This window comes from Mycobacterium sp. E3298 (assembly GCF_001666895.1).
Taxonomy (GTDB): Bacteria; Actinomycetota; Actinomycetes; order Mycobacteriales; family Mycobacteriaceae; genus Mycobacterium.
Map to the genome: position 1 here is coordinate 1 of NZ_LZJB01000362.1, position 24,582 is coordinate 24,582.

At 69.5% G+C, this 24,582-nt stretch carries 11 protein-coding genes and 1 pseudogene; 5 read left to right on the forward strand and 7 right to left on the reverse strand.

All coding sequences use genetic code 11. The features are described from left to right. Positions 1 to 1,319: amidohydrolase (locus A9X05_RS16840; RefSeq protein WP_067782832.1), on the forward strand; the 1,319-nt coding region annotated here is incomplete at its 5' end. Positions 1,320 to 1,587: 268 nt separating this feature from the next. Beyond that, positions 1,588 to 4,172 (forward strand): annotated as a pseudogene (gene lnt / locus A9X05_RS16845) (apolipoprotein N-acyltransferase). A gap of 12 nt (positions 4,173 to 4,184) precedes the next feature. Here lnt and A9X05_RS16855 read toward each other — a convergent pair. Beyond that, the gene (locus tag A9X05_RS16855; protein ID WP_067760885.1) at positions 4,185 to 4,520 is read right to left on the reverse strand and encodes an RNA polymerase-binding protein RbpA; all 336 of its coding nucleotides are present in this window, start codon (positions 4,518 to 4,520) and stop codon (positions 4,185 to 4,187) included. 169 nt (positions 4,521 to 4,689) lie between these two features. Between A9X05_RS16855 and A9X05_RS16860 the strand changes: the two genes are divergently transcribed. The 3 genes from A9X05_RS16860 to A9X05_RS16870 all read left to right on the forward strand — a co-directional run bounded on the left by A9X05_RS16860 (position 4,690) and on the right by A9X05_RS16870 (position 20,526). Further along, positions 4,690 to 5,049, forward strand: coding sequence for a hypothetical protein (locus A9X05_RS16860; RefSeq protein WP_082950444.1), 360 nt, complete (start codon positions 4,690 to 4,692; stop codon positions 5,047 to 5,049). Positions 5,050 to 5,387: 338 nt separating this feature from the next. Further along, complete coding sequence (locus tag A9X05_RS16865) at positions 5,388 to 17,903, forward strand: type I polyketide synthase (protein ID WP_067782835.1); 12,516 nt, start codon at positions 5,388 to 5,390, stop codon at positions 17,901 to 17,903. A 25-nt stretch (positions 17,904 to 17,928) separates the two neighbouring features. Beyond that, on the forward strand, positions 17,929 to 20,526 hold the full coding sequence (locus tag A9X05_RS16870; RefSeq protein WP_067782838.1) for a sugar epimerase family protein: 2,598 nt from the start codon (positions 17,929 to 17,931) through the stop codon (positions 20,524 to 20,526). Here A9X05_RS16870 and A9X05_RS31140 read toward each other — a convergent pair. From A9X05_RS31140 to A9X05_RS16890, 6 genes are read right to left on the reverse strand one after another with little or no spacing between them, the layout of a single operon-like run. Beyond that, entirely contained in the window at positions 20,523 to 20,690 is a 168-nt protein-coding gene (locus A9X05_RS31140) for a hypothetical protein (RefSeq protein ID WP_156670268.1), read from the reverse strand. The two genes, A9X05_RS16870 and A9X05_RS31140, sit on opposite strands and share 4 nt — an antisense overlap. Further along, the gene (locus A9X05_RS16875) at positions 20,687 to 21,112 is read right to left on the reverse strand and encodes a hypothetical protein (protein WP_067760878.1); all 426 of its coding nucleotides are present in this window, start codon (positions 21,110 to 21,112) and stop codon (positions 20,687 to 20,689) included. The genes A9X05_RS31140 and A9X05_RS16875 overlap by 4 nt, the downstream gene beginning before the upstream one ends. A 16-nt stretch (positions 21,113 to 21,128) precedes the next feature. Further along, positions 21,129 to 21,827: a hypothetical protein gene (locus tag A9X05_RS16880; protein ID WP_067760876.1), complete on the reverse strand. Its 699-nt coding sequence runs from the start codon at positions 21,825 to 21,827 to the stop codon at positions 21,129 to 21,131. Continuing rightward, positions 21,824 to 21,952: a hypothetical protein gene (locus tag A9X05_RS32540; protein ID WP_255369178.1), complete on the reverse strand. Its 129-nt coding sequence runs from the start codon at positions 21,950 to 21,952 to the stop codon at positions 21,824 to 21,826. The genes A9X05_RS16880 and A9X05_RS32540 overlap by 4 nt, the downstream gene beginning before the upstream one ends. 16 nt (positions 21,953 to 21,968) lie before the next feature. Next, positions 21,969 to 22,778, reverse strand: coding sequence for a CbbQ/NirQ/NorQ/GpvN family protein (locus tag A9X05_RS16885; RefSeq protein ID WP_067760874.1), 810 nt, complete (start codon positions 22,776 to 22,778; stop codon positions 21,969 to 21,971). Then, entirely contained in the window at positions 22,775 to 24,298 is a 1,524-nt protein-coding gene (locus A9X05_RS16890) for a nitric oxide reductase activation protein NorD (RefSeq protein WP_067782842.1), read from the reverse strand. Before A9X05_RS16890 ends, A9X05_RS16885 begins: the two co-directional genes overlap by 4 nt. Positions 24,299 to 24,582: the final 284 nt, after the last annotated feature.

Here is a 24,582-nt window from a genome sequence, read left to right on the forward strand (position 1 = left end):
ATTACGCGGCGGCCCACCCGGGCCTTCCCGTCTGGGGCCACGGGTGGGACGAGTCCTCGTGGCCCGAGAACAGCGCGCCAACCACCGCCGACCTCGACGCCGTCCTGGGTGACCGGCCCGCCTATCTGTCCAGAGTCGACGTCCACTCCGCGCTGGCCTCGACGGCGCTGCGCCGGCGCATCGCGGACCTGCCGGCGGCCGGCGGCTTCCATCCCGACCGGCCGCTCACCGCCGACGCGCACCATCTGGTCCGCGCCGCCGCCCGCGACATGCTCATTCCCGAACAGCTGACCGAAGCCCGCACCGCCGCCCTGCGGGCCGCCGCGGCGGCAGGCATCGTCGCGGTGCACGAATGCGCCGGACCCGAGATCGGCGGCCTCGACGACTGGCTGCGGCTGCGGTCGCTCGATCAGGGCGTCGAGGTGACCGGCTACTGGGGTGAGGCCGTGAGCACCCCGGCACGGGCGCGCGCGCTCATCGAGGAGACCGGAGCCCGCGGGCTGGCCGGCGACCTGTTCGTCGACGGCGCGCTCGGGTCCCGCACCGCCTGGCTGCACGAGCCCTACGCCGACGCCGCGGACCGGTTCGGCACCTGCTACCTCGACCCCGACCTCGTCGAGGCGCACCTGCGCGCGTGCACCGAGGCCGAGGTGACCGCCGGCTTCCATGTCATCGGCGATGCCGCGGTGTCGGCGGTGGTGACGGCCCTCGAACGGGTCGTCGCCGACCTCGGGGCGGTGGCCGTCGCCCGGTGCGGGCACCGGTTGGAGCACCTTGAAATGGTCACCGCCGAGCAGGCCGGCCGCCTCGGGCAATGGGGCGTGATCGCCAGCGTGCAGCCCAACTTCGACGCGCTGTGGGGCGGCGCCGACGGCATGTACGCGCGGCGTCTCGGCGCCGAACGAGGCCGTCGGCTCAATCCGTTTGCGCTGTTAGCATCGCAAGGCGTGCCCCTCGCGCTTGGTTCCGATGCGCCGGTCACGGGCCTCGACCCGTGGGCGAGCGTGCGCGCGGCGGTCAACCACCACACGCCGGGCAGCGGGGTCTCCGCGCGGGCGGCGTTCGCCGCCGCGACCCGCGGCGGCTGGCGCGCCGCCGGCATCGACGACGGCAGGACGGGAACCCTGGTGCCGGGCGCGCCGGCCTCCTTCGCCGTCTGGGACGCCGCGGCCCTGGAGGTCCACGCGCCCCGCGACGCCGTTCAGCGCTGGTCGACGGACCCGTGCGCCCGGGTCCCGGCCTTGCCGCGCCTGGGCCCGACCGACGCCTTGCCGCGGTGCCGGCGAACGGTGCATCGGGGCGCTGTCATCCATGGCTAGGGAATGGTTCGGCCGGAAAGACCGCCCCGGCCCAGCCGACGAGCCCGACCCGGTGGCCGACGACCTGGCGGCACGCCCCGATGCCGACCCGATCGGCGACGAAGCCGAATCGGATCGCGACGACGATCCCGCCGACATCGCCCCGGAGTCCGGGGCCGGCGACGGCGCCGCGGAACCGGGCGCCGTGCCGCTCACGCACCGACTGCGGCCGGCGCTCGCGGCGCTGGGGGCGGGAACGCTCGCGCGGCTGCCCGGCGTCCGGGCGGCCATGCTGCCGCGGCTGACCCGGTTGGCGTGCGCCATCGGGGGCGGCGTTCTGCTGTTCACCAGCTTCCCGTCGCTGAATTGGTGGTGGGCCGCGGTCGTTGCGGCCTCGCTGCTGGCTTGGGTGCTCAAGCATCCGGCGACAACTCCGGCCGGTGGTCTGGGCTACGGGTTCCTGTTCGGGCTGGCGTTCTATCTTCCGCTGCTGCCCTGGGTCAGCACGCTCGTCGGCGCCGTGCCCTGGATGGTGCTGGCGATGACGTGTGCGCTGTTTCCCGCGCTATTCGGCCTGTGCGCCGTGCTCGTGCGCGGGCTGCCGGGCTGGCCCGTCTGGTTCGCGCTGGTGTGGGCGGCCCAGGAATGGCTGAAATCGATCGTCCCGTTCGGCGGCTTCCCGTGGGGAGTGGTGGCATTCGGACAAGCGCAGGGCCCGTTCCTGCCGTTGGCCAAGCTAGGGGGGCCCGCGCTGCTCTCGTTGGCGATCGTGCTGATCGGGTTCAGCGCGACCGCGATCGAACTGGAGATCGTCAAGTGGTGGCGCACCGGCAACCGGGCGCACCGCGGTGCCGGCGAAGAGGAGGCGGCCAACGCCGATGCGGCACCGCCTGCGGTGGTGCTGCCCGGCGTCTGCATCTGCCTGGTGCTGTTCGCAGCCGTCGTCGTCTGGCCGCAGGTTCGGCACGCCGGCACCGGGTCGGGCGGCGAGCCCTCGGTCACCGTCGCCCTGGTGCAGGGCAACGTGCCGCGACTCGGGCTCGACTTCAACGCGCAACGCCGGGCGGTCCTCGACAACCACGTCCGCGAGACGCTGCGGCTGGCGGAGGATGTGCGCGCGGGGCAGGCGCCACAACCCCAGTTCGTCATCTGGCCGGAGGACTCCTCCGACATCGACCCCCTGGCCAACGTCGACGCCGCGCTCGAAATCTCACAGGCGGCGACCGCGATCGGCGCGCCGATCCTGATCGGCACGGTCTCGGAGCTGCCCGGCAGCCCACCGGAGAACCCCCAATACACCAACACGATGATCGTTTGGAATCCGTCGACGGGGCCCGCCGATCGGCACGACAAAGAGATCGTGCAGCCGTTCGGCGAATACCTGCCGATGCCGTGGCTGTTCAAGCACCTATCCGGCTACGCCAACCGAGCCGGGAACATGGTGCCCCGCCCGGGCAGCGACGTCGTGCACATCGCCGGGGTGCCGATCGGGGTGGCCACCTGCTGGGAAGTGATCTTCGACCGCGTCCCGCGCAAAGCCGTCCTGAATGGCGCCCAATTGTTGGCCGTGCCGAGCAACAACGCCACCTTCAACAAGACGATGAGCGAACAACAGCTGGGCTTCGCCAAGGTGCGGGCCGTCGAGCACGATCGGTATGTGCTGGTCGCGGGCACCACCGGGATCAGCGCCGTGATCGCCCCCGACGGCGCCGAGCTGGTGCGCACCGACTTCTTCCAGCCCGATTACCTGGACATACAGGTGCGCCTGAAGACGAAACTGACGCCGGCGACCCGCTGGGGTCCCATCCTGCAATGGCTCCTGGTCGCGGTGGCCGCGGGGGCGATCCTGGGCGGGATACGGCAGAATGGTTGGTTCGCGCGTCCGGTTCGTCGGAGGTCCGAGGCCCCGAACGAATCCCCAGACACCGGTGCGCCCTCGGGTGAAGCCCCGCTTGACGAGGACAGTCCGCCCGCCGAGGGCGGGGACCAGGCGCCGCCGGGCGACGGCGGTGACTACACTCCGCTCCACGAGGGCGGCCGACGACCGTCGCGTAATTTCGGGCGACACAGAGGAGCTACATGACCACCGGCCAGCCGGCGCCCCGCGGCCCGGGGAATCGTCCCAGCGAGCGTGTCCTGGTGATCATCCCCACCTACAACGAGCGGGAGAACCTGCCGGTCATCCACCGGCGGCTGAAGGACGCGTGCCCCCACGTCCACCTGCTGATCGTCGACGACAGCAGCCCGGACGGCACCGGCGAGCTCGCCGAGGAGCTGGCGGCCGCCGACGCGGGCCGCACCCACGTGATGCACCGCACCGCCAAGGACGGCCTGGGCGCGGCGTACCTGGCGGGCTTTGCGTGGGGTCTGAGCCGCGACTACTCGGTGCTGGTCGAGATGGATGCCGACGGCAGCCACGCGCCCGAGCAGCTTCACCGTCTGCTGGACGCGGTCGACGCCGGAGCCGACCTGGCCATCGGATCCCGCTACGTCGAGGGCGGGTCGGTGCGGAACTGGCCATGGCGGCGCTGGGCGCTGTCCTGGACGGCCAACACCTACGCGCGGCTCGCGCTGGGGATCGGTGTCCACGACATCACCGCCGGCTACCGCGCCTACCGGCGGGAAGTCCTCGAGGCGATCGGTCTCGAGGCGGTGGACTCCAAGGGCTACTGCTTCCAGATCGACCTGACCTGGCGCACCGTGTGCAGCGGGTTCGTCATCGTCGAGGTGCCGATCACCTTCACCGAGCGCGAACTCGGCGTCTCCAAGATGAGCGGATCGAACATCCGCGAGGCGCTGATGAAGGTCACCCGATGGGGCATCGAGGGCCGCAAGACCCGCGCCGGCACCCAGCGCGCCGACAACCGCAGCTAAAGCGGTCTGAGGTCAGCCGCGGCGGCGTGTCCGGATGATTTCGAGCCGCTCCTTGAGCAGCTCTTCGAGCTCTTCGACGCTGCGCCGCTCCAGCAACATGTCCCAGTGCGTGCGCGGGGGCTTCACCTTCTTCGGCTCGGGCAGGTCGCCCTCGATCAGGGTGCCTTCCAAGCCGTTGCGGCACAGCCACGTGCCGGGAATTTCAGCGTCGTCGGCGAAAGGGACCTCGAACTCTTCGCCGTTCTCGGTGCGGTACTTCGCGAGCTGACGTGGGGCGAGGTCGTGATTGCGGTCGGTCTCGTAGCTCACGGCTCCGAGGCGACTGCCTCTAAGGACGCGATCAGCCATGTTGCTACTCCTCTAGGTCTACTGAACTTCGGGCTGCTGTAATGCAATTCTGTCCGCTTGGCAAACGTTGCGGCGGTCTGCGTAGTTCCCCGGTCGGGTGGCCGGCGTACGCGACGCGACCTTCAATGATACCGGGATCGCCGCGCAATCCCGACTAAAGTCGGCAGGCGTGAGCCGCCGTCCCCGCCCGCAGCCGTGCCGTTGGTGCGGTCGAGACGTGTCCGACGCCGGGATGGGACGCCGCCGCCAGTACTGCCGCCAGTCGTGCCGGCAGCGGGCGTACGAACAACGCGCCTCGTTGACCCGGGGCGGTGCCGGCGCCTCGCTGGCCTTGCCTCCCGACGCGGTGGTCCTTTCGGCCGACGACGCCGCCGACCTGTCCGACCGGGTCTACCAGGTGCGGTGCGCGGCGGAGGATGTCGCCACCGCCCTCGACGAGGGAGCGCAGGCGACCGAACTGCGCGAACTGTGCGACCTGCTGATCAGGGCCGCCCGGGCGGCCGACGGCTGGCGCCGGGTGGGCGTCTGAGCCGTCCTGACCACTGCCGATGCATAGCCGGGTACAGTCGCGCCATGGACGGCGCGTCAGTTGTATCCCGGCGTACCGGGGTCGTGAGATGCCCCGGCACCCGCGGGCGCAACGGCGCGTTCCGGATCCCCTTGGACAAGGCGTGCCTCACGCCGATGCCGGTTCTCCCGTAGCAGTCGGGAGCATCGGGCGTTTTGAAATACCGTCAGAGTTGGCCATACTCACCAGCGACATTCTTGGGCCGGAGAGCGGCACGGCATCGCATCGTGCAGCAAATTCCGTGACTCGGCGAGAGTCGCATCGGGGCAGCTGACGGCCAAGTTAGGCGAGAGGTAGTGATGGTGGATCAACTCCAGCATGCGACCGAAGCGCTGCGCAAAGCGCTGGTCCAGGTCGAGCGCCTGAAACGCACCAACCGTGCGCTGCTGGAGCGGTCGAGCGAGCCGATCGCGATCGTCGGTATGTCCTGCCGCTTCCCCGGCGGAGTCGAGACACCAGAAGACCTGTGGCAGATGGTGGCCGACGGCCGCGATGTGATCACCGATTTCCCCAACGATCGCGGCTGGGACCTGGCGAGCCTGTACGACCCGGACCCCGACGCCCGCCACAAGACCTACGCGCGGACCGGCGGTTTCGTGGACGGTGTCGCCGACTTCGATCCGGCCTTTTTCGGCATCGCTCCGAGCGAGGCACTCGCGATGGACCCGCAACATCGGATGCTGCTGGAACTGTCTTGGGAGGCCTTGGAACGGGGCGGCATCGACCCGAGCGGGCTGCGGGGCAGCGCGACCGGGGTGTTCGCCGGGCTTATCGTCCAGGGCTACGGCATGCTCGCCGAGGAGATCGAGGGCTACCGCCTGACCGGCATGACCTCCAGCGTCGCCTCCGGTCGGGTGTCGTATGTGCTGGGACTCGAGGGCCCGGCGGTGTCGGTGGACACGGCGTGTTCGTCGTCGTTGGTCGCGTTGCACATGGCGGTTCAGTCGTTGCGCTCGGGGGAGTGCGATCTGGCGCTGGCCGGGGGCGCGACCGTCAACGCCACCCCGACGGTCTTCGTCGAGTTCAGCCGCCACCGAGGGCTGGCCCCCGACGGCCGGTCCAAGGCGTACGCCGGGGCTGCCGACGGAGTCGGCTGGTCGGAGGGCGGGGCGATGCTCGTCGTCGAGCGGCTCTCGGATGCCAGGCGGTTGGGCCATCCGGTGCTGGCGCTGGTGCGCGGCTCGGCGGTCAATCAGGACGGCGCATCGAACGGGCTGACCGCGCCCAACGGCCCCTCGCAGCAGCGGGTGGTGCGGGCGGCGCTGGCCAATGCCGGCCTGTCGACGGCAGACGTCGACGTGGTGGAAGGCCACGGAACAGGCACCACGCTGGGCGACCCCATCGAGGCCCAGGCGTTGTTGGCGACGTACGGCCAGGACCGGCCCGAGCCCCTGTGGCTGGGCTCGATCAAGTCGAACATGGGCCATACCCAGGCCGCCGCGGGCGTGGCGGGCGTGATCAAGATGGTCCAGGCCATGCGTCACGAAATGCTGCCGGCGACACTGCATGTGGACGTGCCCAGCCCGCACGTCGATTGGTCGGCGGGATCGGTCTCGTTGCTGACCGAGGCGCGGCCCTGGCCCGCGAATCGCCACGTACAACGGGCCGGGGTGTCGTCGTTCGGGATCAGCGGCACCAACGCACACGTGATCATCGAGGCGGTCCCGGCGCCCGAGCCGCTGACCGACCGCCCGAAGCCCGCGACGGTGCCGTGGGCGTTGTCGGCAAAGTCACTGTCGGCGTTGAGGTCTCAGGCCGCCCGGTTAGCCGGGCACCTGCGCGGCCACGACGAGATCGACGTCGCCGACGTGGCCTGGTCGTTGGCCGGCCGCGCCACCTTCGAGCACCGGGCCGTCGTCGTCGGTGCCGACCGGGACCGGTTGCTCGCCGGGCTGGATGAATTGGCCGCCTCAGATATTCAGGACCCGGCCGGTTCGGTCATCCAGGGCAGCGCGCCACCCGCGGGCAAGAACGTCTTCGTGTTCCCCGGCCAAGGCTCGCAATGGCTGGGTATGGGGATCGAATTGCTCGACACCGCACCGGTATTCGCGCACCAGATCGACGCGTGCGCGGAAGTCTTCGCGGAATTCGTCGACTGGTCGCTGATCGACGTGCTGCGCGGCAACGCGGACGCCCCGGGCTTGGACCGGGTGGACGTCGTGCAGCCGGTGCTGTTCGCGGTGATGGTGTCGCTGGCCGAACTGTGGAAGTCGGTCGGCGTCAGCCCCGACGCGGTGATCGGCCATTCGCAGGGAGAGATCGCCGCCGCGTTCGTCGCCGGCGCGCTGTCGCTGCGCGACGCCGCTCAGGTGGTCACGCTGCGCAGCAAGTTGTTGCGGTCGATGGCCCACTCCGGAGGCATGCTGTCCATCGCGTGCAGCACCGAACGCGCACGGGAGTTGTTGGCGCCCTACGGCAACCGTGTCAGCATCGCCGCCGTCAACGGCCCCTCGGCGGTGGTCGTGTCGGGCGAAGTGGCCGCGCTCGACGAACTCGCCGGTTTCTGCGTGGACCTGGAGCTGCGCACCCGCCGGATCGACGTGGACTACGCGTCGCACTCGGTCGAGGTCGAGGCCATTCGCGACGAGCTGGCCGAGGCCCTGGCCGGCATCGAGCCCCGTTCCTCGCGTGTCGCCTTCTTCTCCACCGTGACCGGAAGCCGTTTGGACACAGCCGGTTTGGACGCGGCCTACTGGTACCGCAACATTCGGCAGACCGTGCAGTTCGACCAGGCGGTGCGCGCGGCATGCGAGCACGGGTACCGCACGTTCATCGAATCCAGCCCGCACCCCGCGCTGATCGCCGGGATCGAAGGCAGCGCCAACGACTGCCTGAAAAACTCGGCCGGCGACCCCGAGGCCATCGTGGTTCCCACCCTGGGCCGCGATGACGGCGGCCTCGAGCGCTTCCTCACGTCGGCCGCCGCAGCATTCGCGGCCGGTGTGAGCGTGAACTGGCGTGGCGTCTTGTCCGGGGCGGGCTTCGTGGAACTGCCCACCTACGCCTTTGACCGGCGCAGGTTTTGGCTGTCCGGCGAGGGCATCGGGGCCGACGCCGCCGGGCTGGGGCTCGGGACCAGCGAGCACGCATTGCTCAGCGCGGTCGTCGAACTGCCGGCCTCGGACGGGGTGCTGCTGACCGGCCGGCTGTCGCCCGGCCTGCAGGGCTGGCTGGCCGATCACGCCGTCTCCGGTGCCGCGGTGTTCCCCGGCGCGGGTTTCGTCGAGTTGGCGATCCGGGCCGGCGACGAAGTCGGCTGCTCGGTGGTCGACGAACTCACATTGCAGGCGCCCCTGATGTTGCCCGCGGCCAGTTCCGTTGCCGTGCAGGTCGTTGTCGGTCCCAGCGAAGAATCGGGGCGCCGCGCCGTCTCGGTGTTCTCCCGCGCCGACGCCGGTTCGGCGTGGGTGTGTCACGCGGAGGGTGTGCTGAGTTCGCGGTCCATCGAGCCCCGCGCCGATCTGTCGGTGTGGCCGCCCGCGGGCGCGGTTGCCGTGGAGGTCGCCGACGGCTACGACCAGCTCGCGGCGCACGGCTACGGGTACGGCCCGGCGTTTCGTGGTTTGACCGCGGCCTGGGTCCGCGGCGACGAGGTGTTCGCCGAAGTGCGCCTGCCGGACGCGGCCGGGGGCGTCAGCGGTTTCGGGATGCACCCGGCGCTGCTCGACGCGGCGATGCACGCGGTCGTCATGGCACACCACGCGGCGGGCCGGCCCGTCGAACTAATGCTGCCGTTCTCGTGGCAGGACGTGTCGTTGCATGCCGCGGGCGCGACCGCGGTCCGCGTGCGGATCGCACCGACCGACAATGGCCCGCAGGCGGGTGCCGGCACCGCCGCCATCTCGATCGAGCTGGCCGACGGGCTGGGCCTGCCGGTGCTGTCGGTGGGGACAATGGTCGCCCGGCCGGTGAGCGAGCGGCAGCTGCGCGCGGCGGTGTCGAGCTCCGGCCCGGAGCGATTGTTCGACGTCGCCTGGTCGCCGGCCTCCGCAACGGCCGTCACGGACCAGGCGCCGCCGCACGAGATTCTGGAATCCCTTGCCGGTGAACAAGATCCGGTCACCGCAACCTACGAGCGCACCCACCGGGCGCTGGCCGCCGCGCAGGCATGGCTGACCGAGCGCGACTCCGGCGTGCTGATCGTGGCCACCCGGGGGGCGGTCGGACTGCCGGGCGAGGACATCAGCGACCTGCCCGGCGCGGCCGTATGGGGGCTGGTGCGTTCGGCGCAGACGGAGCACCCCGGCCGCATCGTCCTGGTGGATTCCGATGTGCCGCTCGATGATCGGGCGGTCGCGTCGGCGCTCGCGACCGGCGAACCCCAGGTCTTGCTGCGCAACGGCCAGGTCTACACCGCGCGGGTTCGGCCCAGCCGCGCGGTCGACGACCTTTTGGTGCCTCCGGGCGACGGTCCCTGGCGACTGGGCATCGGCACCGCCGGCACCTTTGAAAACCTGCGGCTGGAGCCGGTTCCCAACGCCGACGCGCCGCTGGAGCCGGGTCAGGTGCGGGTGGCGCTGCGCGCGATCGCGGCCAACTTCCGCGACATCATGATCACCCTGGACATGTTCACCCATGACGCGTTGCTCGGTGGTGAAGGCGCCGGCGTGGTCGTCGAAGTCGGTCCCGGGGTCAACGAATTCGCCGTCGGCGACTCGGTCTACGGATTTTTCCCCGACGGTAGCGGCACGCTGGTCCCGGGCGATGTCCGCCTGCTGCAGCCGATGCCGGCGGACTGGTCCTACGCCGAGGCCGCCGCGATCTCGGCGGTCTTCACCACCGCCTACATGGCCTTCGTGCACCTGGCCGACGTCAAGCCGGGCCAGCGGGTGCTGGTGCACGCGGCGGCCGGCGGTGTCGGCATGGCCGCGGTCCAGCTCGGCCGCTACCTGGGTCTCGAGATCTTCGCGACTGCCAGCCGCGGTAAATGGGACACGTTGCGGGCCATGGGCTTCGACGACGACCACATCTCGGATTCCCGCAGCCTGGAGTTCGAGGAGAAGTTCCGGGCCGTGACCGCCGGTCGCGGGGTGGATGTGGTGCTCGATTCGCTGGCGGGCGACTTCGTGGACGCCTCCCTGCGCCTGGTGGCTCCCGGCGGCGTGTTCTTGGAGATGGGCAAGACCGACATCCGCGACCCCGGCGTGATCGCCCAGCAATACCCCGGCGTGCGCTACCGCGCCTTCGACCTCTTCGAGCCCGGCCGTCCCCGGATGCACCAGTGGATGAACGAGTTGGCCGGGCTCTTCGAAGCCGGTGTGCTACGGCCGTTGCCGGTGACCACCTTCGACATCCGGCGCGGTCGCGCGGCGTTGCGGTACCTGAGCCAGGCCCGCCACATCGGCAAGGTCGTCATGACCCTTCCGGGTGCCCTGGCGACCGGCACGGTGCTCATCACCGGTGGAACCGGGATGGCGGGTTCGACGCTGGCCCGCCACCTCGTCGCGCACCACGGTGTGCGGAACATGGTGTTGCTCAGCCGCACCGGTCCCGACGCGCCCGGGGCAGCCGAGCTGATCGCCGAATTGGAGCAAGCCGGCGCCCGGGTGCGCGCCGTCGCGTGCGATGCCGCCGACCGGGCGGCATTGGCCTCGGTGCTCGCCGACATCCCGGCGGAGCATCCGCTGAGCGGGGTGATCCATGCAGCGGGCGTGCTCGACGACGCGGTCGTCACATCCTTGACCGCTGAGCGAGTGGACGCGGTGTTGCGCGCCAAGGTAGATGCGGCCTGGAATCTGCACGAGCTCACCCGCGACCTCGATCTCGCTGCGTTCGTGATGTTTTCGTCGATGGCCGGGCTGGTGGGGTCGTCGGGCCAGGCCAACTACGCGGCGGCCAACTCGTTCCTCGACGGGCTGGCCGCGCACCGCCGGGCTCTCGGGTTGCCCGCGATCTCGCTGGGCTGGGGACTGTGGGATCAGGCCAGCGCCATGACCGGTGGGCTGGACGCCGCCGACATCGCCCGGCTCGGTCGCGACGGGATCCTGGCTCTGTCGTCGGACGAGGCGATGGAATTGTTCGACGCCGCCCTGATCGTCGACGAGCCGTTCCTCGCGCCCGCCCGCATCGACCTGAACGCGCTGCGCGCCCACGCCACCGCAGTGCCACCCATGTTCGCCGACCTGGTCAACGCGCCCGCGCGGCGTCAGGTCGACGACTCACTGGCCGCCGCCAAATCGAAATCGGCCTTGGCGCATCGGCTGCACGGCCTGACCGAACCCGAACAGCACGCCGTGCTGCTGGACCTGGTCCGCGCGCACATCGCCACCGTGTTGGGCAACACCACACCGGAGGCGATCGACCCGGACAAGGCGTTCCAGGACTTGGGCTTCGACTCGCTGACCGCGGTCGAAATGCGCAACCGGCTGAAAACCGCGACCGGGCTTGCCCTTTCACCCACCCTCATCTTCGACTACCCGACACCGAACGGCCTCGCGGGTTACATCCGGGGCGAACTGGCGGGAGTGCCGCAGGAAGTCGCGCCCGCCCCGGCCGTCCGTGCCGTCGGCGACGACCCGATCGTGATCGTCGGCATGGCGTGCCGGTATCCGGGCGGGGTCACTTCCCCCGACGATCTGTGGCGGATGCTCGTCGAGCAGCGTGACGTGCTCTCGGACTTCCCCACCGACCGCGGCTGGGACCTGGCCGGCATCTACAACCCGGACCCCGACGTCCCTGGCACGTGTTACACCCGCACCGGCGGGTTCGTCGAGGGCGTCGCGGACTTCGACCCCGCCTTCTTCGGTATCGCGCCCAGCGAGGCGCTGGCGATGGACCCGCAGCAGCGGATGTTCCTCGAGCTGTCCTGGGAAGCCTTGGAGCGGGCCGGAATCGAACCCGGCGCGTTGCGGGGCAGCGCGACCGGCGTCTTCGCCGGGGTCTACACGCAGGGCTATGGCATGGGCGCCGCCCCGGCCGCGGAGGGCTTCCGCCTGACCGGGCAGTCGTCGAGCGTGGCGTCGGGCCGGGTGTCGTACGTACTGGGCTTGGAGGGGCCGGCGGTCTCGGTGGACACGGCGTGTTCGTCGTCGCTGGTGGCGTTGCACATGGCGGCGCAGTCGCTGCGCTCGGGCGAGTGCGACCTGGCGCTCGCCGGCGGCGTCACCGTGAACGCCACACCCGACATCTTCGTGGAATTCAGCCGCATGCGCGGGCTTTCCGCCGACGGCCGATGCAAGGCGTACGCCGGGGCCGCCGACGGCACCGGATTCTCCGAGGGCGGCGGCATGCTGGTGGTTGAGCGGCTGTCGGATGCGCAGCGGCTCGGGCACCCGGTGCTGGCGGTGGTCCGCGGTTCGGCGATCAACCAGGACGGCGCCTCCAACGGCCTCACCGCGCCCAACGGCCCGTCTCAGCAGCGCGTGGTGCGCGCCGCGCTGGCCAACGCCGGCCTGTCCGCGGCCGACGTCGACGTCGTCGAAGGCCACGGCACGGGGACCACGTTGGGCGATCCCATTGAGGCCCAGGCGTTGTTGGCCACTTACGGGCAGGGCCGTGCCGAACCGCTCCTGCTGGGCTCGATCAAGTCGAACATCGGTCACACGCAGGCCGCCGCCGGCGTGGCCGGCGTGATCAAGATGGTGCTGGCGATGCGCCACGGCCTATTGCCGGCGACGCTGCACGTCGACGAACCCAGTCCGCACGTCGACTGGTCGGCGGGATCGGTGTCCCTGCTGACCGAACCGCAGCCCTGGAACGCGGATCATCCGCGCCGCGCCGGCGTTTCGTCGTTCGGCATCAGCGGCACCAACGCGCACGTGATCATCGAGTCCGCGCCCGTCGGCGCCGCGCCGGTTGCCGAACGCGCCACGGCGCCGCTCGTTCCGTGGGTGGTATCCGCGAAGTCGTTGTCGGCGTTGGGTTCCCAGGCCGCACGGCTGGCCGAGCACGTACGCCAGCGCGGCGACCTCGACGCCGGTGATGTGGCGTGGTCGTTGGCTGGCCGGTCGAACTTCGAGCATCGCGCCGTCGTTGTGGGTGGTGATCGCGAGCTGTTGCTGGCCGGCCTCGATGAGTTGGCCGCCGGTGAACTCGGAGCGGTCGTCCAGGGCACGGTCACGCCCGGCGGCAAGACCGTCTTCGTCTTCCCCGGCCAGGGCGCCCAAATTCTCGGCATGGGCATGGGTTTGCACGCCGCCTACCCGGTGTTCGCCGAGGCGTTCAACACCGTCGTGGCCGAGTTGGACCGGCATTTGCTGCGGCCGTTGCGCGAAGTCATGTGGGGCCACGACGAAAATCTCTTGAACACCACCGAATTCGCCCAGCCGGCGTTGTTCGCGGTGGAAGTCGCCCTGTTCCGGTTGCTCGAATCCTGGGGCGTCCATCCCGACTTCGTGCTGGGCCACTCGATCGGTGAGCTTTCGGCCGCGCACGTCGCCGGCGTCTTGTCGCTGGAAAACGCGGCGGTCCTGGTCGCCGCTCGCGGCCGCTTCATGCAGGCCCTGCCGGAGGGTGGGGCGATGATCGCCGTGCAGGCCACCGAGGATGAGGTGCGACCGCTGCTGGTGCCCGGGGTCGGCATCGCCGCGGTCAACGGGCCGATGTCGGTGGTCATTTCGGGGGTCGAGGACAAGGTGTCCGCGATCGCGGGCCAACTCCGCGCCGACGGGCGCCGCGTCCACCAGTTGGCGGTGTCCCACGCGTTCCACTCGCCGTTGATGGACCCGATGGTCGACGAATTCGGCACGGTCGCGGCCGGTCTCGCGATCGGCACCCCGACGATTCCGATCGTGTCGAACCTGACCGGGCAGCTGGCGGCCGACGACTTCGCTTCGGCGGCCTATTGGAAACGGCACATCCGCGAAGCCGTGCGGTTCGGCGACAGCGTGCGCTTCGCGCATTCGGCCGGTGCAAACCGCTTCCTCGAGGTCGGTCCCAGCAGCGGGCTGACGGCATCGATCGAAGAATCGCTTCCCGACGCTCCGGTGATCACCATGTCGGCGCTACGCAAAGACCGCCCGGAGCCGCTGGCCCTGACCAACGCGGTCGCGCAGGGATTCGTCGCCGGGATGGACGTGGACTGGCGCCGCGCCATCGGCAAGGCCAATTTCGTGGAGTTGCCCACCTACGCGTTCGAGCGCCGGCGGTTCTGGCTCTCCGGCGACGGAGCCACGGTCGACGCCGCGGGTTTGGGGCTCGCGCCCGGCGAGCACGCCCTGCTCGGTGCGGTGGTGGAACTGCCGGCGTCCGGCGGGGTGGTACTGACGGGCCGGTTGTCGCCCAGTGCGCAGGGCTGGCTGGCGGATCACGCCGTCGGCGGCGTGGTGCTGTTCCCCGGCGCTGGATTCGTGGAGCTCGCGATCCGCGCCGGCGACGAAGTGGGCTGCGGCGTTGTCGACGAGCTGAATCTGGCGGCGCCGCTGGTGTTGCCGGGCTCCGGATCGGTCGCGGTGCAGGTCGTCGTCGGCGGCGCTGACGAATCGGGTGCCCGTGCGGTGTCGGTCTTTTCGCGCGCTGACGTGGGTTCGGGCTGGTCGTTGCACGCCGAGGGCGTCCTGCGTGCGGGCGAGGTGCAGCCGAGCGCGGACCTGTCGGTGTGGCCACCGATGGGTGCCACCGCGGTCGACGTCGGCGACGGCTATGAGCGCCTCGCCGAGCGCGGATACGGCTACGGCCCCGCATTCCGCGGCCTGACCTCGATGTGGCGTCGCGGCGACGAAGTCTTCGCGGAAGTGACCCTGCCCGCGGACACGGGGGTTTCGGCGGCCGGGTTCGGCGTCCACCCGGTGATGCTCGACGCGGCACTGCACGCGGTGATCTTGGCGTCCGACGGCGACGAACTCCCCGAAGGTTCGATGTTGGTGCCATTCTCCTGGCAGCGGGTCTCGCTGCACGCCGCGGGCGCGACGGCGGTGCGCGCACGGATCGTGCCGGTGAGTGATTCGGCGGTGTCGATCGAACTTGCCGACGGGTTGGGGCTGCCGGTGCTCTCGGTGGCGTCGATGGTGGCCCGGCCGGTGACCGACCAGCAGCTGCTGGCGGCGGTCTCGAGTTCGGGACCCGACCGGCTCTTCGAGGTCCTCTGGTCGGCCCAGCGGTCGACGTCGGTGCAGCCTGTGACGGTATCACTCTGGGGCGCAACGGAATCAGATGGCCCCGAGACGCAGCCGTCGGCGGTCGTCTTCGAATCGGCGCCGGTGGTCGACGATGTCGTGGCCGATGTCTACGCGGCCACGCGCGCGGTCCTGCCGGTGCTGCAGTCCTGGCTGGCCCGCGACGGCGCGGGCACCCTGGTCGTGGCGACCCGCGGCGCGATGGCGTTGCCGGGGGAGGACGTCACCGATCTTGCGGGCGCGGCGGTGTGGGGACTGGTGCGCTCGGCGCAAACCGAACACCCCGGTCGCATCGTGCTCGTCGACACCGATGGCCGGTTGGACGACGAGTCCGTCGGAGCGGCGTTGTCGGTCGGCGAGCCGCAGGTATTGCTGCGCGACGGGGCGGTGTACACCGCGCGGGTGCATGGCACTCGCGCAGTCGGCGGCCTGCTGGTGCCCCCGGCCGACGGGCCGTGGCGACTCGGCATGAGCAGTTACGGCACGTTCGAGAATCTGCGGCTGGAACGGATCCCGGACGCCGACGCCCCGCTGGCGCCCGGGCAGGTTCGGGTCGCCCTGTCGGCCCTGGCCGCCAACTTCCGCGACGTGATGATCGCGCTGGGGCTCTACCCGGACCCGGATGCCGTCATGGGCATCGAGGCCTCTGGTGTGGTCATCGAAACTGGGCCGGGCAGCGGGCGTTTCGCGGTCGGCGACCGGGTGATGGGTCTGTTCCCCGATGGCACCGGCACGATCGGCAGGACCGACCAGCGCCTGCTCGCCAAGATGCCGGCCGGGTGGTCGCACACCGCGGCCGCCACCACCACGGTGGTATTCGCCACCGCCTTCTACGCGCTGGTGGACCTGGCCGCCGCCAAACGGGGCCAGCGGGTGCTGGTGCACGCCGCCGCCGGTGGGGTGGGAATGGCCGCGGTGCAGCTGGCCCGCCACCTGGGCCTCGAAGTCTTCGCGACCGCCAGCCGGGGCAAGTGGGACACCCTGCGCGCCATGGGCTTTGACGAGGACCACATCTCGGACTCCCGCAGCCTGGACTTCGAGGAGAAGTTCCGGGCGGTCACCGGCGGGCGCGGCATGGACCTGGTGCTGGACTCGCTGTCCGGCGACTTCGTCGACGCCTCCCTGCGACTCGTCGCCCCCGGCGGCGCGTTCCTGGAGATGGGCAAGACCGACATGCGCGACCCCGAGGCGGTGGCCCAGGCACACGCCGGTGTGCGCTATCGCGCCTTCGACCTGTTCGAGGCCGGGCCGGACCGCATCGCGCAGATACTCGACGAACTGACCGCGATGTTCGGTGATGACGTGCTGCGGCCGTTGCCGGTAACCAGGTTTGACGTACGACGCGCACCGGCGGCATTGCGGTATTTGAGCCAGGCCCGCCACGTGGGCAAGGTCGTCATGACCATGCCGGACGCCTGGGCGGCGGGCACCGTCATGATCACCGGTGCCACCGGGATGGCGGGTTCGGCCCTGGCCCGCCACGTGGTCAGGCGCCACGACGCGCGGAACCTGGTGCTGGTCAGCCGGCGTGGTCTCGACGCGCCGGGCGCCGCCGAACTGGTGACGGAACTCAACGCCGCCGGTGCGCAGGTGCAGGTGGTGGCCTGTGACGCCGCCGACCGCGAGGCGCTGGCCAAGGTGATCGCCGACATTCCGGTGCACCGGCCGCTGTCGGGTGTGATCCACGCGGCCGGTGTACTCGACGACGCGGTGATCTCGTCGCTCACCCCGGAGCGGGTGGCGTCGGTGTTGCGGGCCAAGGTCGACGCGGCGTGGAACCTACACGAGCTGACGCGCGACCTGGATGTGTCTGCGTTCGTGATGTTTTCGTCGATGGCGGGTTTGGCGGGCGCGTCGGGTCAGGCCAACTACGCGGCGGCCAACTCGTTCCTGGACGGGTTGGCCGTGCACCGGCGCACGCTTGGGCTGCCGGCGATGTCGCTGGCGTGGGGGTTGTGGGATCAGGCCAGCGCCATGACCGGCGCGCTCGGTGCGGCCGACCGTGCCCGGTTCGGCCGCGACGGAATCGTCGCGATGTCGTCCGATGAGGCACTGGAATTGATGGACACCGCGCTCATCGTCGACGAGCCGTTCCTGTTGCCCGCCCACATCGACCTCGCCGCGTTGCGGGTCAAGTTCGATAGCGGGACGCTGCCGCCGATGTTCGTCGATCTGATCAACGCGCCGACCCGGCGTCAGGTCGACGATTCGCTGGCCGCGGCGAAGTCGAAATCCGCTCTGCTGCAGCGCCTCGAAGGGCTTCCGGAGGACGAGCAGCAGGCGGTTCTGCTGGATTTGGTGCGGGCCAACATCGCCACCGTGCTCGGCAACTCCAGCCCGGAGTCGATCGACCCCGACCGCGCATTTCAGGAATTGGGTTTCGACTCGCTGACCGCGGTCGAAATGCGCAACCGGCTGAAATCCGCTACCGGCCTGGCGTTGTCACCCACGCTGATCTTCGATTACCCGAACTCCGCCGCCCTGGCCGGTTACATGCACCGCGAACTTGTCGGCGCGGCCGAGCAGCAGACGCCCGCCGCCGCGCCGGGTGAGGCCGAGATCCAGCGCGCCGTGGGTTCGATTCCGGTCAAGCGCCTGCGGCAGGCCGGGGTGCTGGAGCTGTTGCTCGCGTTGGCGAACGAGGCCGACGGCGGTCGGGGGGACGGACAGTCGCCGGCCGCCGCGGCGACCTCGGAGAAGGACATCGCGGACATGGATCTCGAGGATCTCGTCAACGCGGCGCTGATGGACGACGACGAGTAGCCATGGGTCTGCGCGAGGGCAATCAGTGAGAGTCGCGATCACCGGGGCCAGCGGTGTGCTCGGCCGCGGCCTCACCGCCCGCTTGCTCAGCCAGGGCCACGACGTCACCGGGATAGCCCGGCACCGGACCGAAAGCTGGCCCAGTGCAGCTGAATTCGTCGTGGCCGACATCCGGGACACCGACGCGGTCACCCGCGCCTTGGCCGGCGCGGACGTTGTCGCCCACTGCGCGTGGGCAAGGAGTCCCGGACACAACGACCGAATCAGCCGGCAGGTCAACATCGACGGCACCCGCAATGTGCTGGCGGCGATGGCCGAGACCCGGGCCAGAAGGATCGTCTTCGCATCGTCGGCCCATGTTTACGGCGGCGGGGACGCACCGAAGACCGAGCACGACGAGAGAACGCCGATCGGCGACGACGGCCGGCACAAGGCAATGGTCGAGCAGATGCTCGAGGATTCGGACCTGGAGTGGGTCGCGATCCGCTCCGCGCTGATCCTCGGCCGAAGCGTGGACAACTGGGTGCGCCGGCTGCTGGCGCTGCCGGTATTCCCGGATGGATCGGCCGACCGCCTGATGCAGGTGGTCCACCCCGACGACGCCCTTCGGTTATTTCACCGGGCGATCGTCGACGACGAAATCGGCAGCGGTCCAGTCAATCTCGCCGCTCCGGGCGAGCTGACGTTCCGCCGGATCGCCGCTGCGCTCGGACGCCCCGTCATGCGGTTGGGCTTCGAACTGGCCGAGTTGGAACTGGTGCACGGCGCCGCGTTCATGGATACCGCGCGGCTGCGTGAGCAGTGGGGGTTCCGGCCGGCCTGGAACTCCAGTGAATGTGTCGAAGATTTCTCGCTCGCGGTGCGCGGCCGCGTCACGGTGGGCAAGCGGGTGGTGTCACTACCGTGGCGGATGGCCACCATCGGCGACCTTCCGTCCGTCGATGCGCCGACTGAGGACGGGGTGAAGCCCGATTGGGCCGGTCCCGCCGGTGACAACGGGGAATTCGATACCCCGATCGATCCGCGCTTTCCGACGTTTCTGGCCACCAACCTGTCGGAGGCGCTGCCCGGCCCGTTCTCGCCCGCTTCGGCCTCGGCGACCGTGCGCGGGTTGCGCGCCGGCGGCGTGGCAATCGCCGAGCGGCTGCGCCCCGGCGGCGTCGTCCAGCGCGAAATCGCCACGCGAACCGTCGCCGTCTTCGCCCACCGGCTCTACGGGGCCATCACGTCGGCGCATTACATGGCCGAAACCGTACCGTTTGCCAAGCCCACGACCATCGTCAGCAACAGCGGATTCTTCGGACCCAGCATGGCATCGTTGCCGATCTTCGGTGCGGAGCGTGCGCGCTCGGATATCGGCCGGATCCGCAAGCAACTGAGGACCATTCGCAACATCGGGGTCTTCGGCGTCAACCTCATCGGCCTGTCGGCGGGCTCGTCGAAGGACACCCACGAGTTCGTCGCCGACGTCGATCGGCTGGAACGTCTGGCCGACGACGTCGCCCGCCTGGACGATCGTCGGCTGCTGAGTCTGATCACGTTGGCGCGCGACGAGGTGGTGCACGGCTGGGTGCTGGCGTCGGCGTCGTTCATGCTGTGCGCGGCGTTCAACGTCCTGCTGCGCGGTTTGTGTGGACGAGATACCGCCGCGCCGGCGGGCCCCGAATTGGTCAGTGCGCGATCGGTCGAGGCAATGCAGCGGTTGGTGGTCGCCGCACAGCGCGATCCGAAAGTGACAGCGTTGCTCGCCGAACCGGGGGAGCGGCTGGACAAACTCGCCGTCGAGGCGCCGGAGTTTCACGCCGCCGTAGCGGCCGAGCTGGCGCTGATCGGGCATCGCGGGCCCGCCGAACTCGAGATGCTCTCGATCAGCTACTCGGATGATCCCGAGTTGCTCGTCCGGATGGTGACGAAAGCGATGAGCGCCCCTCCGGCACCTCAGCCGCAGCGTCCTCGTATTCCACTGCACGCCAAGCCCGTTGCGCAGCTGGCAGCACACCAGCTTCGCGACCGCGAAGTCCGTCGCGATAAAGTGGTGCGAGCCAACTGGGTGCTACGAAACCTGATGCGCGAGTACGGCCGGAGGTTGGTCGAGGCCGGAATTTTCGACACCGCCGATGATGTGTTCTACCTGCTCGTCGACGAGCTCGATGCGCTTCCCGCGGATGTCGGGGCGCTGGTGGCCCGGCGCCGTGCCGAACAACGCCGGCTGGCCGCCGTGGTTCCGCCGACGGTGTTCAGCGGGAGCTGGCAGCCAACCACGACGACGCCGGCGGCTCTCGCCAGCGGAGAAACTCTGCGCGGGGTCGGCGTGTGCGGGGGGAAGGTTCGCGGCCGGGTGCGTATCGTGCGGCCCGAAACGATCGACGACCTGCAGCCCGGCGAAATCCTCGTCGCGGAGGTCACCGACGTCGGCTACACCGCGGCTTTCTGCTACGCCGCCGCAGTGGTGACCGAACTCGGCGGCCCGATGTCACACGCCGCGGTGGTGGCCCGCGAATTCGGCTTCCCCTGTGTGGTGGACGTTGAGGGAGCCACCAAGTCGTTGCCGCCCGGCGCCCTCGTCGAGGTCGACGGCGTGACCGGCGAAATACGGGTGCTCGCACTGGCCCCGGGAAGTTAGGACTCGGCTGAGTCGGCTAAGGCATCGAATTCGATGTCGAGATCGAGCGGCCCGCTCAGCCCGAGCATCGGCTTCCAACGGGACTCCGTGACGCGGCGCGGGTTGGGCTTGCGCCGGTCGATTTTGAGGGCGCCCGTCGTCCACTGGACGACGCGATGGGTCACGGGTGCGGCGCCGTGTGCTGTTGGGCGGCCTGGCGCGCGAGCCGGTCGTTGTGGATCTTGACCAGTTCGCGGAACCCGAGCCGGTGGTACTTCGGTATCGGCTGGATGCCCCACACGTCCTGCGCGGTGGCCTTGCCTTCGGCGCCCTCCGGCGGCCCGAACGGTGGGTAGGGGTACTTGCACTCCAAAGCGTCGTTGGAGTATCGAATCTTGAGCAGTTCGCTGCAGATCTGCGTGAGGCTCAGCGTGGGGTAGCCGTAGTAGACCGCCATGAACGGCAGCGTGAACGCGCCTTCGATGACGAGCGCCACCAGGCATACCAGGACGGCCCGTTTGATCCATTTGTGCATGCGCGCGTAGTACGGCGTGGTCCCCGGCTCGAGATCCGTTGCCGGTTCCCGTTCTTCGGATGTGGCGGTCATGACGGCGCTCCTTGAGCTAGTCGGTGAAGATTTCTCGGTTGACGGTGTGCAGGTAGGGGATGGCGAGGAACGGGGTGATGTAGAAGATGTCGTAGAGCCACCAGCCGACGACGGGGAATACGACGCCGGCGTAGCGCACGTCGGCGAACATGGTCATGTTGAACACGTAGGCGGACCAGATCACCACGCCCATCCAGCAGGTAACCACCATCCACTGGTGACCCCACCGCTTCATCTGGAGAAACCCGATCGCCGCGGCCACCCGCATGGAGAACACCGTGAGGATCAACCCGGCGACATAGGCCTTCTCGCCGGGCCCCGCGGCGCCGCCGACCCAGAGCTCGTTGTAATGCCAGAAGTATCCCGCGTCGAACATGTTGCCCCAGCCGACCATCAGCACCCGGTTGATCAAGGTGTGGTTGGCGACCAGGTCGAGGGCCCAGCCGAGACTGTTGAGCATCCCGTCGATCAGAACCAGATACCCGATCAGCGTCACGATCATGGGCCGGACCGACAAGCCGGCGCGCAGCGCCTGGCGCTGCAGCCATACGCCGCGCATGAAGATGGGGAATCCGATCAAACCCGGCGCCCACATGCCCATCAAGGCGGCGCCGACGATCATCCACTTGTCCGCGCGGCGCTGCGCGTGGCGGGACGCGTCGTGGTGATCGTCCAGGCTGACCGTGACAGCCGGTTGGGCGACAACAGGTTTCACAAGTTCCACCACCCGCGGGCGAAGGACATGTAGAGCTGGATGCCGAACATTGCCAGCAAATAGCCGTAGATGAACAGCTGGAAGACAATCAGCGCCCTCTTGCGCTTCCTCTCCTGTTGGTCCATGCCGTCAGCTCCTCTCCTAAGGGCGTGCACTCGGGGCGTCGGTGGTGGCCAGGCTGGCCACCGCGACTTCACGTAGGCCGTCGGTGACCGCGCCATCGAGACTCAGCGGCGCGAGGATGCAGGCCTCCGCCGCATCCAATTCGCTTGCCCCGGCAGCGATCAGGTGCGCGGCGGTGACCAGCACCCTGGTCGAAGGCGGCTCGAAGTGGAAGGCGTCGTCGGCGGTGCGGATCGCAACAGCGCACCCGACCAGTCGACGCGCGGCGGCGATGGGGATTCCGGCTTCGGCGACGATCACCTCGGCTTCGCGCTCGGGCGGCAGGTAGCTCATCGCGAGTGTGACGAATCGCTGCCGGAAGGACGGCTTCAGCTCCTTCAGCGAGCTGCGATACGCCGGGTTGTACGAACACACCAGCATGAAGGTGTCCGGCGCCGTCACGACCTCACCCGCCCGATCCAGGTACAGCGATCGCCGGTGATCGGTGAGCGAATGCAGGATGGCCAGCGAATCGTGGCGAGCTTCGACGACTTCGTCGAGATAGCAGATCGCGCCGGCCTTGACGGCCCGGGTCAGCGGGCCATCGGTCCAGACCACGTCGCCGCCGGTCACCATGAAGCGGCCGACGAGATCGGAGCTGGTGAGATCGTCGTGGCAACTGATGGTGACGACGGGCCGCTGCAAGAGCAGGCCCATGTGTTCGACGAAACGCGTCTTGCCGCATCCGGTTGGGCCCGTGAGCATCACCGGCAGGCGCTGGCGGTAGGCCCGCTCGAACAGCTGGACTTCGTTGCCGTGTGCGAAATAGGTATCGGTGGCGGCACTCATGCGGCCACCAGTTCGCGATGGACATGAGCCAACACCCGAGGAAGCTCCTCTACGCGTCGGATCCGTTGGGACCGTCGCGGCCCGAACACCTCCGGTAGGGGATCGACACGCGTCGGGCCCACGCCGACGTAGTACATCGACACCCCCGCATCGTTGCCCTCCTCGACGGCGTGCGCGGCATCCGCCCAGGCGTAGCGCCCCTCGTAGCCTTCATCGGAGAGCAGACCGTCGCCGATGACGATCAGCAGCCGCCGTTCGGATGCCTGCGCGAGCAGCCGGCTGGTCAAATGGCGCAGTGGCGCACCGAGCCTGGTGTACCCCCGGGTGGACAGGCCGAGCCCGCTGGGAGCCACCAGCCGCCGCTCCTCGAAGTCCTTCAGGCAGTGGACTTCGACGCGATGGCGGGTATTGCCGGTGAAAGCGAAGATGCCGTGGCGCTCTCGCGCCAGGGTCATCGCGCGCGAAAGCGCGTCGGCGCAAGCCAGTTCGAGTTGAAAGATTCGCCCGCCGTGCACCCCCAGCGACGAACTGCCGTCGAGCAGCACCGCCGTGGTGACGTCGCGGCCGACGGGTAGCAACTCGCGGAAGATCCTCGGTTCCTTGGCCTCGCCGGTGGTCAGGTCGATGTAGTGGCTGACGTATTGGTCGACGTCGAGGTCGGAGCCGTCTTCGAGGCGGTTCGCCATCCCCCGATGGGTGTGTTCTTCGAACCACTTGCGGACGTCGACGGCCACCGCCGCCGGACCGCCTGCGCGCCGGGCATCCGCACGCTCGATCACCGCGACGTGGTCGCGCACGAACCGCTTTGTCCACATGTTCCATTCGGGATAGGGAATCCCGGGCCGATGCTCCGGGGTCACGTCGAGATCGTTGTCCTGCGGCCGGCTCGGCGGCGGCAGATTGGGATTACGGACACCGCCGTCGCCGCCGACGGGAACCGAGTACGGTCGCGGCAGTCGCTTTTGCGTTGTCGTCCAGGGCATCCTGCCAAAGCTGCGGCGCAACCTGTCGGCCAAGCCTCGCGGCGCCGTGAAGGCCAGCGGCAACGTGCCCAGCAGCGGATGGACCGCCAATGTCTGACCCGTGGCGGCCAACGCGATCGCCCGGTTGAGCATTTCCAGGGCGCTCATGTCGCCCGCTTCGGTGTGGAGGTCCGGCAGCAGTCGTCGCGCATCGGGGAGCAGGCCCGGCCAACGCGAGGCCATCCAGCCGAGGGCGACACCGGCTTCGACAACGCTGAGAGCGCGCACTTCGCGAGTAGACAACTCGTTCAACCGATATTGGGTGATTCGTTCTTTGGACGGTGAACATTGCAGGGCCACACCGCATGTCAGGGCTCTGCGAGTCCAATCGCACAGTGGTGGGTAGGGGACGTGAACGAACGTCAGCGCCGCGTTCAACCCGAAGCGGCGCCGGTCACCCGTGACGAGCCGCACGCCCTCGCGACGTCGTTCGCTCAGCGCGACGGCTGTCACCGAGCAACTCCGCTCCAGTGACATTGCGTGCGAGTCTTCAGGCATCAGCCGAATCCCATGCGTCCCGGCGGTCCACTCCAGCGCTCAAAACGTGCCGATGTTGGAGAAGAGCCAATACCAGAACCAGATGATCAGTCCGGTGCCGCCCCACGCCGCGACGTAGCGAAGGATCTCCCACACATAAGCCACGTTTGGACCTCCTCAGTGACGTAAGGACATTCGGCTCGCGCATCTCAGTCGGAGAAGAGCTCGCGGTTGACGGTGTGCAGGTAGGGGATGGCGAGGAACGGGGTGATGTAGAAGATGTCGTAGAGCCACCAGCCGACGAC

What these genes read in the sequence shown, in the direction of transcription:
- A9X05_RS16865 (WP_067782835.1), top strand. Translation starts at nt 5,388, where the DNA reads ATGGTGGATCAACTCCAGCATGCGACCGAAGCGCTGCGCAAAGCGCTG.
- A9X05_RS16885 (WP_067760874.1), bottom strand. Translation starts at nt 22,778, where the DNA reads ATGAGTGCCGCCACCGATACCTATTTCGCACACGGCAACGAAGTCCAG.
- A9X05_RS16890 (WP_067782842.1), bottom strand. Translation starts at nt 24,298, where the DNA reads ATGCCTGAAGACTCGCACGCAATGTCACTGGAGCGGAGTTGCTCGGTG.
- A9X05_RS16855 (WP_067760885.1), bottom strand. Translation starts at nt 4,520, where the DNA reads ATGGCTGATCGCGTCCTTAGAGGCAGTCGCCTCGGAGCCGTGAGCTAC.
- A9X05_RS16875 (WP_067760878.1), bottom strand. Translation starts at nt 21,112, where the DNA reads ATGACCGCCACATCCGAAGAACGGGAACCGGCAACGGATCTCGAGCCG.
- A9X05_RS32540 (WP_255369178.1), bottom strand. Translation starts at nt 21,952, where the DNA reads ATGGACCAACAGGAGAGGAAGCGCAAGAGGGCGCTGATTGTCTTCCAG.